The organism is Mucilaginibacter gotjawali, from assembly GCF_002355435.1.
Lineage (GTDB): Bacteria > Bacteroidota > Bacteroidia > Sphingobacteriales > Sphingobacteriaceae > Mucilaginibacter > Mucilaginibacter gotjawali.
The window spans coordinates 4,654,583-4,670,045 of the sequence record NZ_AP017313.1; the positions used below are offsets into that span (position 1 = coordinate 4,654,583).

Below are 15,463 nucleotides of genomic sequence, written 5' to 3' on the forward strand. Positions count from 1 at the left end.
TCTCAGTCCATGGACCATGGTCTATGGTCCATGGACCGGGTACCTATGCTATCGCTACTTCTCTTATCTCCCCTACTATAACTTTCTTTGGCTCTTCTATATCCCGGCTTACCGACAGGATAATTCCAAACGCTATACTTGTAAACAATATGGATGTACCGCCCATACTCACCAATGGTAAGGGGATACCCGTTACAGGCCCCAACCCCACTGCCACTGCCATATTTGCAAATGCCTGTATCGTTAAACTAAAACTCAACCCGGCTGCCAGCAATGCGCCAAATGCTTTGGGCGCTTTTGTTACTATTTTTATGCAGCGGTACAGCAGGAACAGGTAAATTCCTATTAATACCAGGCCGCCAAATATGCCGTACTCCTCCACGATGATCGCATATATTTCATCCGAATAAGCTTCGGGGAGGTAATTGATTTCATCGCTTTTGCCAACGCCTTTTCCAAAAAAGCCACCTGTCGCAATCGCAATTTTGGCGTGATCTGACTGGAACGACTTATCAGGGTTAGCAACTTCCGGATGCATAAAGGCGTGGATCCTGGAAACATACGTTTTATGGCGCGGGCCCAGGAACACTACACCTGCCAGTAACATACCGCCAGCCAGGCAGGTGATAGCAATTTGTTTAATGCTGATACGACCAATGATGAGTAACAGAATACTAACCCCAAACAACATAAGCGCGGTTGAAAGGTTTGCCAGCGCGATCAATATAAAAACAGCACAAACAGCGCCCATTATTGGAATAAAGGATTGTTTTACATCTTTTATATTCTCCTGCTTAATGGATAGGGTACGCGCCAGGTAAGTGATGAGGGCGAGCTTGGCCAAATCCGAAGTTTGAAAACTTAAACCGGTACCCGGAATAGCGATCCACCGGCTGGCATCATTTACGTGGCTGCCAAATAACAGGGTATAAACCAATAAGGGCAGCGTGATGATCATTAACAATTTAGAGATGCCGCGGTAATACCGGTAATCCAGTTTATGCGAAATGTACATCAGCGCAATACCACCGACTATCATAGCCAGGTGTTTCATTAATATCGACTCGGCTCCCACACCACGTTTATAGGCAAGCGTACCGATAGCGCTATAAACAGCCAGCATGGAAATTACCGAAAGCAAAATCACTATCAGCCAGATCCACCTGTCGCCTTTCGTATTATTTAGTATTCTGTGCATAAGCCCCCTCTAAATCTCCCCCTGCAGGGGAGACTTTTTATTTTTTTTATTTTAACATTTACTACTTTCGCAACCCTTATAACATTTGCTTCATCTTTAAATTTCTTCATCTGCACATCTGCACATCCGCATATCTGCACATCCGCACATCAATTAAAGCTCCTTCACTGCCTGTTTAAATTGCCTGCCGCGGTCTTCGTAGTTTTTAAAAAGATCGAAGCTTGCACAGGCGGGTGATAACAGTACTGTATCGCCTTTGGTTGCCAGGTGATAAGCTACCTGCGCGGCTTCCTGGGCCGAATAGGTATTTACGATCACTTCTACCACATCTTCAAAAGCATCGTGGATCCTTTTATTGTCTTTACCCAGGCATACAATCGCTTTTACCTTTTGCTTTACCAGGCTCTTTAACATCGAGTAATCATTCCCTTTATCAACGCCGCCAAGGATCAGTATCACATCCGAGGTCATGCTTTCAAGGGCATACCAGGTAGAGTTGACATTTGTTGCCTTTGAATCATTGATAAAACTGATGCCGGATATTTTCCCAACCGACTCAAGCCTATGTTCAATACTTTTAAAATTCCCCATACTTTCCCTGATGACAGGGTTGCGGAGTTCGAGCACTTTAGCCACAATACCCGATGCCATCGAGTTATAAACGTTGTGCTTTCCTTGTAGGGCCAATTCTGTTATGGACATTTGAAAATGTTGTTGGTGAGTGTTAATGACAATATTGTCGTTTTCGAGATATGCTCCCGGTTCAATCTTTTTTTGAATAGAAAATGGTAATTGCTGTGCAGCGAAACTTCGTTCTGCCATACCTTTTATCGTTTCAGGATCATCGGCACAGAAAATAAAATAGTCGGCGGCGGTTTGATTTTGGGTGACACGGAACTTTGAAGCTGCATAGTTTTCCAGCTTATAATCGTATCTGTCTAAATGATCAGGCGTAATATTAAGCAGCACAGCGATGTGCGACTTAAACTGGTACATATCATCCAGCATAAAACTGCTTAGCTCCAGTACATAGGTGTCAAATTTTTCCGTAGCTACCTGGTATGCAAAGCTTTTACCAATATTGCCAGCCAGACCAACATTTAACCCCGCAGCTTTAAGGATATGGTAAGTAAGGCTGGTGGTGGTAGTTTTACCATTTGAACCAGTGATACCTATTATTTTTGCATCGGTGTACCTGCCTGCAAACTCGATTTCCGAAATTACCGGGATATTTTTTTCTTTTATTTTTTTAACTATTGGCGCTTTTTCGGGTATGCCGGGGCTTTTGATCACCTCAAAGGCTTTTAGTATTTCCCCCTCAGTATGTTTATTCTCTTCAAAGCGGATATTCCAATCCATTAACTGCTGCTTGTAGTTATCGGCAATGGCTCCAAAATCCGAAACAAACACATCATACCCCTGCTGCTGCGCCAGGTAAGCCGCTCCCACCCCGCTTTCGCCGGCACCGAGAATAACTATGTTTTTGTTTGATTTCACCGATTTTTATTTATTGATTTCACCGATTTGTTTCGATCCATGGACCATTGCCAAATTGTTGTTATTTACTGTTTTGTTTTCTAAACTAATCTCCAGCCTCTGATCACTAATTAACTAGCGAAGCTTCAGCGTTATTACGGTCACGATAGCCAGCAGGATGCCGATGATCCAGAACCGGGTAACGATCTTTGCTTCATGAAACCCTTTTTTTTGATAATGATGATGTAGCGGCGCCATCAGAAATACCCTTCTCCCTTCGCCGAACCGCCGTTTGGTGAACTTAAACCACCCCACCTGGATGATCACCGATAAATTTTCGACAACAAATACGCCGCACAACAATGGCAGGATAAGTTCCTTGCGGATCATAATGGCAAAAACCGCAATAATACCACCGATGGCCAAACTTCCTGTATCACCCATAAATACCTGGGCCGGATATGAATTGTACCACAGAAACCCGACGCAGGCCCCTACAAATGCACCTGCAAAAACAACCATTTCGCCTGATTGCGGGATGTACATAATATTGAGGTAATCGGCTATTACCGTATTGCTTGACACATAGGCAAGTACCGCTAGTGTAACCCCGATGATGGCCGATGTACCCGTCGCCAGGCCATCAATTCCATCCGTTATATTTGCCCCGTTTGATATAAAAGTGATGATGATGATCACAAAAAACATAAATACCAGGAGCGAATAATGATCAGTATCCGCGCCAATGAATTTTAATACTTTGCCGTAATCAAATTCGTTATTTTTATAAAATGGTATGGTAGTTTTTGTCGACCGTACATCCTGTGTATAAACCGGCGTATTGCCGCGCATATGAAAATTAACAGGGGCATTGGCAATTGCCGGCAATTTCACTTCCTGCCTGATGATGATATCAGGATTTGAATACATGGTAAAACCAATAAATAATGCCAGCCCTACTTGTCCGATGATTTTAAACCTGCCCGCTAAACCTTCTTTATTTTTCTTAAATACCTTAATATAATCATCCAAAAAACCAATTCCGCCCAGCCAGATCGTAGTCACGATCATCATGATCACATAAATATTGCCCAGTTTGGCAAATAACAGTGTTGGTACCAATATCCCAAGGATAATAATGATACCGCCCATGGTTGGCGTACCGGCCTTTTGCATCTGGCCTTCCAGGCCCAAATTCCGTACGGTCTCGCCTACCTGTTTGTAACGCAGGTAATCGATCAGCCGGCGACCAAAAACCGTAGTAACCACCAGCGATGTAATTACAGCCATGGCCATCCGGAAAGTGATATATTGAAATACCCCTGCACCAGGAATTGCGTAATTTTTGTTCAGCCAATTAAACAGGTAGTATAACATATTTTTTATTGATGTGCAGATATGCAGATGTGCAGATGTGCAGATGCGAGAATGTGCAAATGCGTGGATGTGCAGATATGCAGATGTGCAGATTTTATAATCACTTTTTTATCTTATTAATAAATTATTTTATTTGACATTTTTACAAATTGTCTTTTCATTTCATTTGCACATTTGCACATTCGCACATCTGCACATCTTTTATTTTGTTGATGAAATTATCTTTCCCAGTATTCTCATGATTGATTGTATATCATCGAGCATGTCTTGTTCAAATGGATAGTTGCCAGCATGCTTGCATAGTTTCAACCAATATTCTGTTTCTTCCGCTTCTTTATAAGCAATCTTGCATTTGTGTTTAAAATCATTCTTGCTCTCTGCACCCTGGGCTTCACTAACATTCGCCCCGATTGATGTCCCGCTCTTAAAAAGCTGATTTGCCATACTGAATTTCTTCTTTTCTTCAAGCTTTTCAGTAAAAGCTATTATTTTCAAAGAGAAGTTAAAAGTCAGATCAACTATTAAATTCGGTTTATCACTCATTTTTACATTTTGTTTTATCTAATCATTTCATCCGCACATTTGTACATCTTCCTTATCTGCACATCCGCACATCGCGCTAGCTCAATTCTTTAAAAATCTCCACCAACTCTTCCATATCGTCGAAGTGGTGTTTTACACCCGCTATCTCCTGGTATTTCTCATGGCCTTTGCCGGCAACTACTACAATGTCTCCCGGGCGTGCCAGCATGCATGCAGTTTTGATGGCTTCGCGGCGGTCGGCTATGCTTAGGGTATGCCTTTTGAAAGCCGGATCGACACCTTCTTCCATCTCTTTGATGATCTGTGCCGGATCTTCACTTCGTGGATTATCCGAGGTAAAAACCACCTTGTCACTCCACTCGCAAGCGGTTTTGGCCATGATGGGACGTTTGGTTTTATCCCTGTCGCCGCCGCAACCTATAACGGTGATCACTTTTTCATTCCCTTTACGGATATCATGGACTGTGCTCAAGATGTTCTGGACAGCATCCGGCGAGTGGGCATAATCAACAATGCCTACTATTTTATTTGGCGCGACGATGTAATCAAAACGCCCCCTTGCGCCTGTGAGCTTGCTTAAGCTGGTTAATATTTTGGTTTTATCCTGGTCAAGCAGCATGGCGGCGGCATATACGGCCAGTAAATTGTAAGCGTTGAAAGTACCCACCATTTTAAACCACACCTCTTCATTATCAATCTGCAGCAACAGGCCTTCAAACTGGTTTTCCAAAATGCGGGCCTTATAATCGGCCATACTTTTTAGTCCGTAGGTTTTTTTGTGTGCTTTGGTGTTTTGCAGCATCACGTTGCCATTTTTATCATCCCCATTGGTCAAAGCGAATGCATTTGAAGATAAATCGTCGAAAAAAGCTTTTTTTGCTTTAAGGTATTTTTCAAATGTCTTGTGGTAGTCCAGGTGATCATGGGTTAAATTAGAGAAGATGGCCCCTGCAAAATTCAGCCCTGCAATGCGGTGCTGCGCTATAGCATGCGAGCTTACTTCCATAAAACAGTAATCACATCCCTGCTCAACCATATCGCTCATGAGCCTGTGTAACTCAACCGGATCGGGGGTAGTATGGGTAGATGGGAAAACCTGTTCGTTTATTTTGTTTTCTACCGTAGATATTAACCCGCATTTGTAGCCCATGTCGCGGAACAGCTTATATAGTAAGGTAGCTATCGTGGTTTTACCGTTAGTACCGGTTACGCCAACCAGCTTTAATTTGGCCGAAGGGTTATCATAAAAATTAGCAGATACGATGCCCAAAGCCACGGCAGAATCGGCAACCATTAAAAAATCGACTTCACCGGTAACCCGGGAAGGCAATTCTTCACAGATCACGGCTGCGGCGCCCTCATTAATAGCCTGCAATATATAGTCATGGCCATCAGAAACAGTTCCCTTTACAGCAACAAACAGGCACCCCGGTGTAACTTTTCTTGAATCAAAAACCACTGCCGATATTTCAATATCAGCGCTCCCCTGTAATTCAGTGAATGCCAGCCCATCAATAATTTCGCTCAAATACTTCATTCCAATTCTATTAATATTTTTGACCCTTTTGGCACTATGCTTCCGCCTGCTACTGATTGATTGATTACGGAACCGCTGCCACGCACGGTGACTTTATACCCGGCATTTCCTAACAAAAACAGGGCATCACTTAACCCCATGCCTTTTACTGCCGGTACTACGCCGCTTTTATAAGTTATTTCTTCGTACGGGATACCATTACTGGTGTCCACCCCGCTGGCTGCGGTATTTGACGCATAAAGTGGCTTAACCCCAAGCCTGTTATAAACCTGTTTCAACGCTTTTACATTGCCCTTTTTTATTTGCGGTAAATTGGTGTTGCCAACATAATGAACCGGTGCAGCCTGGTTAATGTCCAGATCACTGGCATATACCCGATCTGCAATTTCCCTGAACACCGGTCCGGCTACTTTAGCCGCCAGGTAATCGCCCTGTGTAGGATGATTGATCACTACGATCATGGAATATTTAGGATGATTTGCCGGAAAATATCCGCAAAACGAAGCCTGGTAAGTTTTTGCGCCATAACCTTTTGCATTATTGGCGATCTGCGCTGTGCCAGTTTTGCCGGCAACAGTATAAAGCGGATTTTTGATCACATTTTTCCCGGTACCTTCTGTTACTACGCCTTCAAGCATGCTTCTCACCTTTCCCAGTGTTGCATCCGAGCAAACTTTTTCATTAATAACTCTAGCCTGTATTTGCTCAACGGTATTCCCCAAACGCCTGATCTCTTTTACTAAAATCGGTGCAATCATTTTTCCATTATTCGCAACGGCATTATATAAGGCAAGCATTTGCAATGGCGTGATCTTCATTTCGTACCCGTAAGCCATTTCCGGCAGGGTATAATATTTATTCCACGAACGGCTTTGGGGGTTTTTGACCACCGGGCTGCCTTCTCCCGGTATCTGCAATTGAAGCTTTTCGTTTAAATGATAGCTGTATAACTTATCCGTAAACTCCGAAGGGTTATTGGCATAGTGCTGATAAACCAATTTGGCTGCTGCCACGTTTGAAGATTCCTCCAATGCGCGTTTTACCGTTATTTCATAATTGTCGTGCTCGGTATCTGTTATGGTTGGCCCCTTAGGAAATTTATATTTACCACCCTCTGCATTTACAATGGTATTGGTGTCAACCTTATGCTGATCCAATAAGGTCATGTAGGTTGCCAGTTTAAATGTTGAACCCGGATCGGCAGCATCGCTGATGGCATAATTCAGTTTTTCCTGGTAATCGCCATCCTTTGTGCGGGTAAAATTGGCAATCGCCCTTATTTCGCCGGTGGCCACTTCCATTAACACAACGCAGCCATGATCTGCCTGGTTTTTTATCAGTTGTTTCTTCAAAGCATCCTGGGCAACATCCTGCAAATTCACATCGATCGTTGAAATGATGTCGGCGCCTTCTTTGGGAGCGATTTCTTCTTCACCGTTATTAACGGGCATCCAGGTGCCGCCTGCAATGCGCTGCATCAGCCGTTTACCGTTCTCACCTTGTATATAACTTGCATAGGCCCCTTCAAGGCCAACGGCATTCTTTACATTGTCGTTTTTATAGCCGATAGTACGTGCCGCAAGCGAACGAAAAGGCAATACCCTTTTGTTCTGTTCCACTATAATCAACCCTCCCTTATACTTACCCAAATTAAAAATCGGGAATTTGCGGATCTGTTTAAGCTCCTGGTAAGTTACCCTGCGCCTGATCAGCTGGTAGCGCGAACCATCCCGGCGGGCATCACGAAGCATTCTTGAATATTCTCTTTCCGATCTGTCAGGGTATAATTGCGCCATTTTCATGGCCAGCGAATCAACTTTTTCATTAAAAACATGTTCATCTGCTATACCGCCTGCAAACATGTCCATATGCAATTCATACTCCGGTACCGATGTTGCCAGCAGGCTCATATCAACCGAAAATATATTGCCGCGCGCGGCTTCCACTGTCTGAAATTGCGTTGACATGCTTTTTGACATGGCCTGCCATTTTCTTCCCTGCACCACCTGCACCCTGTACAACTGGATAATAACGGCGCCTGCAAAAACAAGGATAAGCCCGAAAGCCAGGTAAACACGGATCAGTATGTTTCTTCTAATGCTCATCCTGTACCTCCTCTGCATTCAATTTATGCGGCGGCTGAAGCGATTCTTTCAAACCCAAAGTATCAGCCCTTTTAGCCACTTCAGTAATCGTGCTTTTATAGGCCAGTTCAGCCTTGGTGGTTTTATAATCGGAACTCAGTTCTTTTACTTCTTTAGTTATTTTATCAATATCGCGTATGTTCTTTTCGGCAATGTTCCGGTTGGCGATGTAGATCATCCCCAATAAGGCCAGGAAAAGCACAAAAGGTAAGGCGCTGCTGGCAGCCTCCGCATTAAATATGCGTTTGCTTAAAAACTGAACCAGGTAGTTGTCAGGAATCTCTTTCACTTGTTTTTCTTCCACAACAAGCACCTTCTCTTCTTCTTCCTCCTCAATTGGTACGCGCAGCCTGTTGGTCATCTTTTTACCGCAATTCTTAATTTTGCGCTCCGTGCCCTGTTATTATTAAGTACTTCCCCTTCTGATGCTGTTATTGCCCCGCGGCTTACCGCATCAAAAGGCCTGTTATCGTTTCCATAAATATCTTTTTCCAGTTCGCCGCTGAATTTGCCTTTGGCGATGAAGTTTTTTACCAGCCTGTCTTCCAGTGAATGGTATGATATGACCACCAATCTTCCACCCGAAACCAATACGTCTGCCGTCTGGATCAAAAAATCTTTCAGCGCTTCCAGTTCCTGGTTAACCTCAATACGCAGCGCCTGGAAAACCTGCGCCAGGTATTTATTTTCTTTTCCTTTAGGGATGCGGTTGGCAATAGCATTTTTCAGGTCGGCAACGGTTACAATCGGGCCGTTTAACCTGCCGGTAACAATGGTATTAGCCAGTGATTTCGCATTCTGGATCTCGCCATAGATGCCGAAAATGCGGTGCAAATCAGCTTCTGAATAAGTGTTCACTACTTCTTTTGCACTCAATGCCGATTGCTGGTTCATGCGCATGTCCAGTTCGGCATCAAAGCGGATGGAAAAACCGCGCTCGGCCTGGTCAAACTGGTAGGAGGATACGCCGAGATCGGCCAGTATCCCGTCAACCGGCATGGCCTGGTGCAAACGGCAGAAATTTTTAAGGTACCTGAAATTCTGATCTATAAAAACAAAACGACTATCGTCGATAATATTTTGCCTGGCGTCAGCGTCCTGGTCAAAGGCCAGCAGCCTGCCATCCTTGTTCAGATGTTTTAATATTTCGCGGGAATGACCGCCGCCGCCAAAAGTAACGTCTACATAAGTACCTTCCGGCCTGATGGCCAGCCCTTCCATACACTCATCCAGCATCACGGGGGTATGGTATTTATCCATTGTTCACCTCCTTCATCTTTAGGGCCATTTTGGCAAAATCTTTGGGTTCTGTATTCATCAATGCCTTATGCGCTTCACTGTTCCAAACTTCAATCCTGTTTAAAAGGCAGGTAATAACTACGTCACTTTTTATCTCCGCGTGGTCGAGCAAAAACTGGGGCAAATTCACCCGGCCTGCTGCGTCAAGGCTCAATTCCGTCGCGCCGCGCATAAAATATCTTACAAATTCTATATCTTCCTCGTCATATTCGTTAAGTTTGCTTAGTTCTTCCAGTTTTTTATCCCATTGTTTTTTTGTGTAGATGACCAGATATTTTTTAAAGCCACGATTGATCACAAGACCTTCAGACTCAGCTTCGGGAAGCTTTTTCTTTAGGCCGGATGGGACCATCATGCGTCCTTTATTATCCAGTTTACACTCAAATTCGCCGGTGAGGAATGACATTTTAAAACTTTAACACGATTTGTAATGTAAAATTAGACTTCTTTTACCACTTTCTACCACTTCTTACCACGAAAGTTATTAACACTTGTTCGGTGCGTATGTTAATTGCTGTGCATAAGTGTTTATAAGTCCCATCTAAACAACTTTTCTCCCCTTTTTAATTTGTTTCTTCCTAATTTTAAGCGACTTACAAACGTTTATAACAAAATGATCAAACTGAATGATCCGTACTTCCTGGATATAGAAAACAATGGGAAAAACCTCCGTTTGGTGGTATATGCTAATGGCGTGGAAAAAGTTTGCCGGAAAACAACTCATAAATCACTATCCGCCCTTATACAATCGTGTGAAAATCACCTGTTTAAAGGAAGGTTGCAATTATTCAGAAATCCGGAAGAGATAAGCGTGGTGGTAAAAGGCGAAGTGGTGGGAGAAATTACAGCAGATACGCTGTTAAACTGCCTCAAATTCGATCAACAATAAAAACTTGTACCTATATTTATTGCCATTAGCTAAATCAATCCATGAAAATAATTCTATTCCCGTCGTCAAACTTTAGGCGCAGGTGTTCAATCGCCCTTGGGCTTCTTATTACTGTCGCATCTCAATTGCGCGCCCAGGTAATCGCCCCGGATTCCATTGACCGGCTGGTTAACCGCACCCTGCAAACTTTTGATGTACCTGGAATTGCTGTGGCAATAGTAAAAGATGATAAAATGATATTTGCCAAAGGCTATGGCTATGCCTCGCTGAATACGCATAAAAAAGTAGATGAGAACACCCTGTTTGGGATTGCATCCAACAGTAAGGCCTTTACTACCGCCTCCATAGGGATACTTTGCGATGAAGGAAAAATAAAACTCGATGATAAGGTGACCGACTATATCCCAGAGTTTAAAATGTACGACCCGTATGTAACCGCCGAATTTACCATAAGGGACCTGCTTACCCACCGCAGCGGGCTTGGCCTTGGCGCAGGAGACTTGATGGACTGGCCCGATTCGACCAGTTTTACGGTAGAGGATATGATCCATAACCTCAGGTATTTGAAACAGGCGTCAAGTTTCCGCAGCAAATACGATTATGATAACCAGCTATATAAAGTGGCTGGCGAGCTGATCAAAAGGGTTTCGGGCATGAGCTGGGAAGATTTTGTAGCAACCCGCATTATGAAGCCTTTGCAAATGAACAACAGCGCGCCGGCTTATCAACTGATCAAAGACTATTCAAATGTTGTGGACGCCCATGCCCCGGTTGACGGTAAAGTGATCGTGATCCCCCGTTATAAAACCACCACCGGTAATGCTGCCGGCGGTATTTACAGCAGCGTGGCGGACTTAAGTAAATGGGTGATCATGCAAATGAATAATGGTAAATATGGTGATGGCAAACAGCTTTTCAGCGAAGCGATCCATTTTCAAATGTGGTCGCCGCAGACCATTGTACCGGTCGGCCCGAATTCACCTTACAATACACACTTTGCGGCCTATGGGTTGGGCTGGTTTTTGAGCGATGTTAAGGGCTATAAAGAGGTAAACCATACCGGGGGCATCGATGGTATGGTAACCAAAGTAACGCTGATACCAGAGCTTAAACTGGCGATCATTGTTTTAACCAACCAGCAATCAGGCGCGGCATTCAGCGCAGTAACCAACCAGATTAAAGACAGTTACCTGGGGATTACCGGCCGCGACTGGGTAAAAACGTATGGCGACATGGTGAAACAAAGCCAGCAGGGCGCCGATAAAGTGATGGATGCCGTTTGGCAGCAGGTGGATGCCCGCAGGCACGACACATCAAAACCAGACCTCTCTCCTTTTACCGGCACCTATCATGATAGCTGGCTGGGCGATGCCGTTATCACCTTAAAAGATGGCCAGCTTTGGTTCAATGCCAAACGTTCGCCGAAATTAACCGGGCAGGTTTTGCCCTACAAGGGTGATACCTTTGTGATCAGGTGGAATTACCGCAGTATGGAGGCGGATGCATTTGCGATGTTCTCTTTCGACGAAAATGGCAAACCAACGGGGTTAAAGTTAAAAGCGATTTCTCCGCTAACTGATTTTAGCTTTGATTTCCAGGATCTGGATTTTAAGAAAACGGAGTGAGGTTAGAGATTAGTGATTGGTTGATTAGAGATTAGGAAAAATAAACACAGAGTGGATAAAGGCTCCTTTTTGTCATTGCGAGCGCAGCGCGGCAATCGCGAACTTTGCATGTAGACAATACATAGCGGCAATGCAGAGCTCGCGATTGCCGCGCTCGTTCCTCGCTCGCAATGACAATAGTTTTTATTCTTCGAAACGCTTCAAATACGCCTTATCAATCAACTCCCCGTACCAGATCTCGCTTTTTACATCCATGCTGAACCATGGCGAGTGATATTGCAATACCTGTATATTTTGCGCGGGCATAAAGCTTTGGGCGAGGAGGAATAGTTTTTTATGCTGAGGGTTTTCCACCACGTCCATCACAATAAAACAATGGCCCGGTGAGCCGCCTTTGATGAAAATATCGCCTGTTTTTAGCTCATCAGGACTTTTAACTCTTTTCAATTCCTTATCAAGCGACAGGGTGCCGGCGTAATCAAAAACCAGGGTCATATACCGCATAAAGGTGGGGTAGCTATAATCTTTTTTGGCCTTTAATACCCAGCGGTCGTTATGATAGCGGTATCCGTCAGCGTAGTGGATATAGTCACATTTAAAGCCGCTTTCAAAATGAAAAGCAATCTCGCTGAACCGTTTTTGACGATACAAATATTCTCCCCGCAGCCGCATTACGGCATCCGCACATTGCTGCAAGTCCTCATTACCCACACTCAGATCCACTACTGCGGCCGTAAAGACATCCGTAGCGGCAACAGCGCCTTTGTAGGTTAAAGTATGAGTGCCTGCAGGTTTCAGCGGGAGGTTTTGCAGGTATTCGCCAAAGCTGCCCGGAGGCGGTTTTACCTGCTGGTAACCGGCAGGGGCAGTAAAACGGGTAAGCACGGTATCGGTTGAAGTAAATGCGCTGCAAACCAACAGAAATAAGGACGTGATAGTGCTTTTCATGGTGTTATTGAATAAGTTCGGGCCGGTACTCAAAGTGCATGGTATCATAATGATACCATTTGCCACCCCAGATGAAACCGTATTTCTCAAACGTATCGACGATCAACTGTGGTATGCGGTTTTTATATTTAATTACCGCGTTTTCATTGCTGCATTTGCAGGCCCATTGCCAGTAATCGGAATAAGCGGTATTGATATCAATCGTCATCCCGAAACTGTGCATGCTGTGGCGGTGGGTGCCGGCTATATTCCGCCAGGTAAAGGTACCGCCAATGTTCGTGAGGTATCTTTTTAATTCGGGATGTTCATCCAGTTCTTTTGATATTTGGGCGAGTTTTTTGTCGATGCCGTTGATCTTTGTCACCCTGATCCGCTGGCCAACCAGTTTGGGGCACCACGTAATTTCGACCAGGTTTTTTTCAACCGCTTTTTCCGTAGCGCCATACATCTTTAAAAAGAACGGCTCATACCTGATCCTGCCGGGATCAAAGTTCGACGCAAGCGGCTCCCTTAACAACCCGGCCGTGTATTTTTGGGTGAACATATCTTTCAGATCAGGCTTATCCAGCAAGGTTTTGAAGGATTTATTTTTGATGCCATCATCCCAAAGCATTTTTGTTTTATCTTTAAAAATGAGGTGGTTACCGGCATAGCCGGAGATGAAATTTGGGTAAGTTTCAATGAGTTTTTTGCGGCTGGGGGGATGGTGTCTCCTTTCTGTCCCAGCGGGGTCTCTCGCAGAGGACCCTGCGTTCCGGCCGGCATTATCCAGCGCAGGGTCCCCGTTGGGAGACCCTGCGGGGGCGGGTACGATAAGTATATCAGGAGCAAAATTATTGTTCTCATTTTTTGATCTTTTACCCCTCAATCCTGATATCATATTTAGCCAGCAGACCCGCCAGCCCATGTGCGGAAAACCTCGCTTTTTTTAAATTATTATTATCCGGGTCGATGGTGAAATTGTAGGAAGTACGGAGATCAGCGTTTTTTAATATGGTGCGGCTAAAAAAGGCCCGGTTGAGGTTGCAGTTATTGAAGTGGGCATCGGTAAGGTCAGCCTCGGTAAAATCCGTTTCCACCATCGAGCAATCTTTAAACTTAGCCCCTTTGTTTTTCTTTTTGTAGAAAATGGCATTGTCAAGAATGCAGTTTTCAAAATTCACCTCAAACAAAAAATCGCGGCTTTTGCTGAAATCCGCACCGCTGAGCTTGCAGTCTTTAAAATGGAGATCCTGTAAACCAGTATCAGCTAATTGTGCCAGCGACAAATTGCAATCCTCGAACCGGCAGCCAATAAAAACCATTCCTGACAAGTGAGCATAGGAAAGATCACAATTTACAAATGCGCAATTTTCATAGGTGCGCTTATGCCCTACGATGGCAGCGGCGGATATTTTAGTAAAGGTTTCGTCTTCGATGATGTCAGGAGTCATGGTGCAAAATAAACTATTCTATCGGATTGTATCTGAAGAAATAAATATCAACTTATTTGTAGCCGTTTCTATCCCCGCAGGGTCTCTCGCAGAGAACCCTGCGTTCCGGCGGGCATTATCCAGCGCAGGGTCCCCGTTGGGAGACCCTGTGGAGACGGGAAAGTAACTTAAACGTACTTATTCGTGTACCACGAAATCATTTTGTTTCGACAGTGAATAAACTTTTATGAAGAGAAACAAGGTGGGCATAAAAGAAGCCCAAACGAGCAAAAACCTGTCTATCAATAACCACCGGACACTAAAATTATCATAAACATAGTCACCAATTGTAGGTAAGATTAATGCGACAAGCATCAATGCCACAAACCATCTGAAATATAACTTTATCATTTTACTCCGAACGAACAGCAACACAATCAGCATTGCGACTGCTAAACACGCAAAAAACACGATGATGCTTTGAAATAATGCCGACATTGCTATCGCATCCAGATGGTTAAAATTCAAACTGATTATCGCCGGCACTTTCAAAAACAAAAGGAGAAGCATTGCTCCTCGTATTAAAATATGTTCTTTAAATGCTCCGAGCACCCAAAACAAACCGATGTATACAACGATATTCAAAAAAGTAGCAATGATATTCCAAATGGAATCAGCCGAAGGCTCAGTTGCCTGTGGTTTGGTAAAGTCCGGAAATATGGTATGACCGAAATAAAAAAATAGAAAGACACTGTAAATCAGGAAAATGACATTTGCAACTACTAATGCCAGCGCTATTTTTTTATTGATAACCACGCCTTTAAATTACGGATTAAAACAAATTTCCACTGTAATTTATTGAAAAATTACCATGATGTACTTTTCTGTCCCCGCAGGGTCTCTCGCAGAGGACCCTGCGTTCCGGCGGGCATTACCCAGCGCAGGGTCCCCGTTGGGAGACCCTGCGGAGACGGAGGTAATTACTATAAACCCTATTCATTTGTGTTTATTAAAC

15 protein-coding genes are annotated in these 15,463 nt (G+C 44.0%); 2 read left to right on the plus strand and 13 right to left on the minus strand.

What is annotated here, in order from left to right; genetic code table 11:
- Positions 1 to 43 precede the first annotated feature (43 nt).
- From MgSA37_RS20520 to MgSA37_RS20560, 9 genes are all read right to left on the minus strand, one after another.
- Positions 44 to 1,198 carry an FtsW/RodA/SpoVE family cell cycle protein gene (locus MgSA37_RS20520; RefSeq protein WP_096354583.1) on the minus strand — a complete coding sequence of 385 codons (1,155 nt, stop codon included), beginning with the start codon at positions 1,196 to 1,198 and terminating at the stop codon, positions 44 to 46.
- Between the two features lie 153 nt (positions 1,199 to 1,351).
- Positions 1,352 to 2,695 carry a UDP-N-acetylmuramoyl-L-alanine--D-glutamate ligase gene (gene murD / locus MgSA37_RS20525; protein ID WP_096354585.1) on the minus strand — a complete coding sequence of 448 codons (1,344 nt, stop codon included), beginning with the start codon at positions 2,693 to 2,695 and terminating at the stop codon, positions 1,352 to 1,354.
- 114 nt (positions 2,696 to 2,809) lie between these two features.
- Positions 2,810 to 4,051, minus strand: coding sequence for a phospho-N-acetylmuramoyl-pentapeptide-transferase (gene mraY, locus MgSA37_RS20530; RefSeq protein ID WP_096354587.1), 1,242 nt, complete (start codon positions 4,049 to 4,051; stop codon positions 2,810 to 2,812).
- Positions 4,052 to 4,252: 201 nt separating this feature from the next.
- Positions 4,253 to 4,594 carry a four helix bundle protein gene (locus MgSA37_RS20535; protein ID WP_096354589.1) on the minus strand — a complete coding sequence of 114 codons (342 nt, stop codon included), beginning with the start codon at positions 4,592 to 4,594 and terminating at the stop codon, positions 4,253 to 4,255.
- 76 nt (positions 4,595 to 4,670) lie between these two features.
- On the minus strand, positions 4,671 to 6,131 hold the full coding sequence (locus tag MgSA37_RS20540; RefSeq protein ID WP_096354591.1) for a UDP-N-acetylmuramoyl-L-alanyl-D-glutamate--2,6-diaminopimelate ligase: 1,461 nt from the start codon (positions 6,129 to 6,131) through the stop codon (positions 4,671 to 4,673).
- Complete coding sequence (locus MgSA37_RS20545) at positions 6,128 to 8,236, minus strand: penicillin-binding protein (protein WP_096354593.1); 2,109 nt, start codon at positions 8,234 to 8,236, stop codon at positions 6,128 to 6,130. The genes MgSA37_RS20540 and MgSA37_RS20545 overlap by 4 nt, the downstream gene beginning before the upstream one ends.
- Positions 8,226 to 8,636, minus strand: coding sequence for an FtsL-like putative cell division protein (locus tag MgSA37_RS20550; RefSeq protein WP_096354595.1), 411 nt, complete (start codon positions 8,634 to 8,636; stop codon positions 8,226 to 8,228). The genes MgSA37_RS20545 and MgSA37_RS20550 overlap by 11 nt, the downstream gene beginning before the upstream one ends.
- A complete protein-coding gene (gene rsmH, locus MgSA37_RS20555; RefSeq protein WP_096354597.1) occupies positions 8,633 to 9,535 on the minus strand; it encodes a 16S rRNA (cytosine(1402)-N(4))-methyltransferase RsmH in 903 nt (300 codons plus the stop codon). The genes MgSA37_RS20550 and rsmH overlap by 4 nt, the downstream gene beginning before the upstream one ends.
- The gene (locus tag MgSA37_RS20560; protein WP_096354599.1) at positions 9,528 to 9,980 is read right to left on the minus strand and encodes a division/cell wall cluster transcriptional repressor MraZ; all 453 of its coding nucleotides are present in this window, start codon (positions 9,978 to 9,980) and stop codon (positions 9,528 to 9,530) included. Before MgSA37_RS20560 ends, rsmH begins: the two co-directional genes overlap by 8 nt.
- 207 nt (positions 9,981 to 10,187) lie before the next feature.
- Between MgSA37_RS20560 and MgSA37_RS20565 the strand changes: the two genes are divergently transcribed.
- The gene (locus MgSA37_RS20565) at positions 10,188 to 10,463 is read left to right on the plus strand and encodes a hypothetical protein (protein ID WP_096354601.1); all 276 of its coding nucleotides are present in this window, start codon (positions 10,188 to 10,190) and stop codon (positions 10,461 to 10,463) included.
- Between the two features lie 41 nt (positions 10,464 to 10,504).
- Positions 10,505 to 12,088, plus strand: a complete 1,584-nt coding sequence (locus MgSA37_RS20570; RefSeq protein ID WP_096354603.1) for a serine hydrolase — start codon at positions 10,505 to 10,507, stop codon at positions 12,086 to 12,088.
- Positions 12,089 to 12,271: 183 nt separating this feature from the next.
- Here MgSA37_RS20570 and MgSA37_RS20575 read toward each other — a convergent pair whose 3' ends face one another.
- From MgSA37_RS20575 to MgSA37_RS20590, 4 genes are all read right to left on the minus strand, one after another.
- Entirely contained in the window at positions 12,272 to 13,036 is a 765-nt protein-coding gene (locus tag MgSA37_RS20575) for a DUF4846 domain-containing protein (RefSeq protein WP_157750661.1), read from the minus strand.
- A 4-nt stretch (positions 13,037 to 13,040) separates the two neighbouring features.
- Positions 13,041 to 13,916 carry a M15 family metallopeptidase gene (locus MgSA37_RS20580; protein WP_096354607.1) on the minus strand — a complete coding sequence of 292 codons (876 nt, stop codon included), beginning with the start codon at positions 13,914 to 13,916 and terminating at the stop codon, positions 13,041 to 13,043.
- Entirely contained in the window at positions 13,894 to 14,469 is a 576-nt protein-coding gene (locus tag MgSA37_RS20585) for a pentapeptide repeat-containing protein (protein ID WP_096354609.1), read from the minus strand. Before MgSA37_RS20585 ends, MgSA37_RS20580 begins: the two co-directional genes overlap by 23 nt.
- Before the next feature lie 177 nt (positions 14,470 to 14,646).
- Complete coding sequence (locus MgSA37_RS20590; RefSeq protein ID WP_096354611.1) at positions 14,647 to 15,264, minus strand: hypothetical protein; 618 nt, start codon at positions 15,262 to 15,264, stop codon at positions 14,647 to 14,649.
- Positions 15,265 to 15,463: the final 199 nt, after the last annotated feature.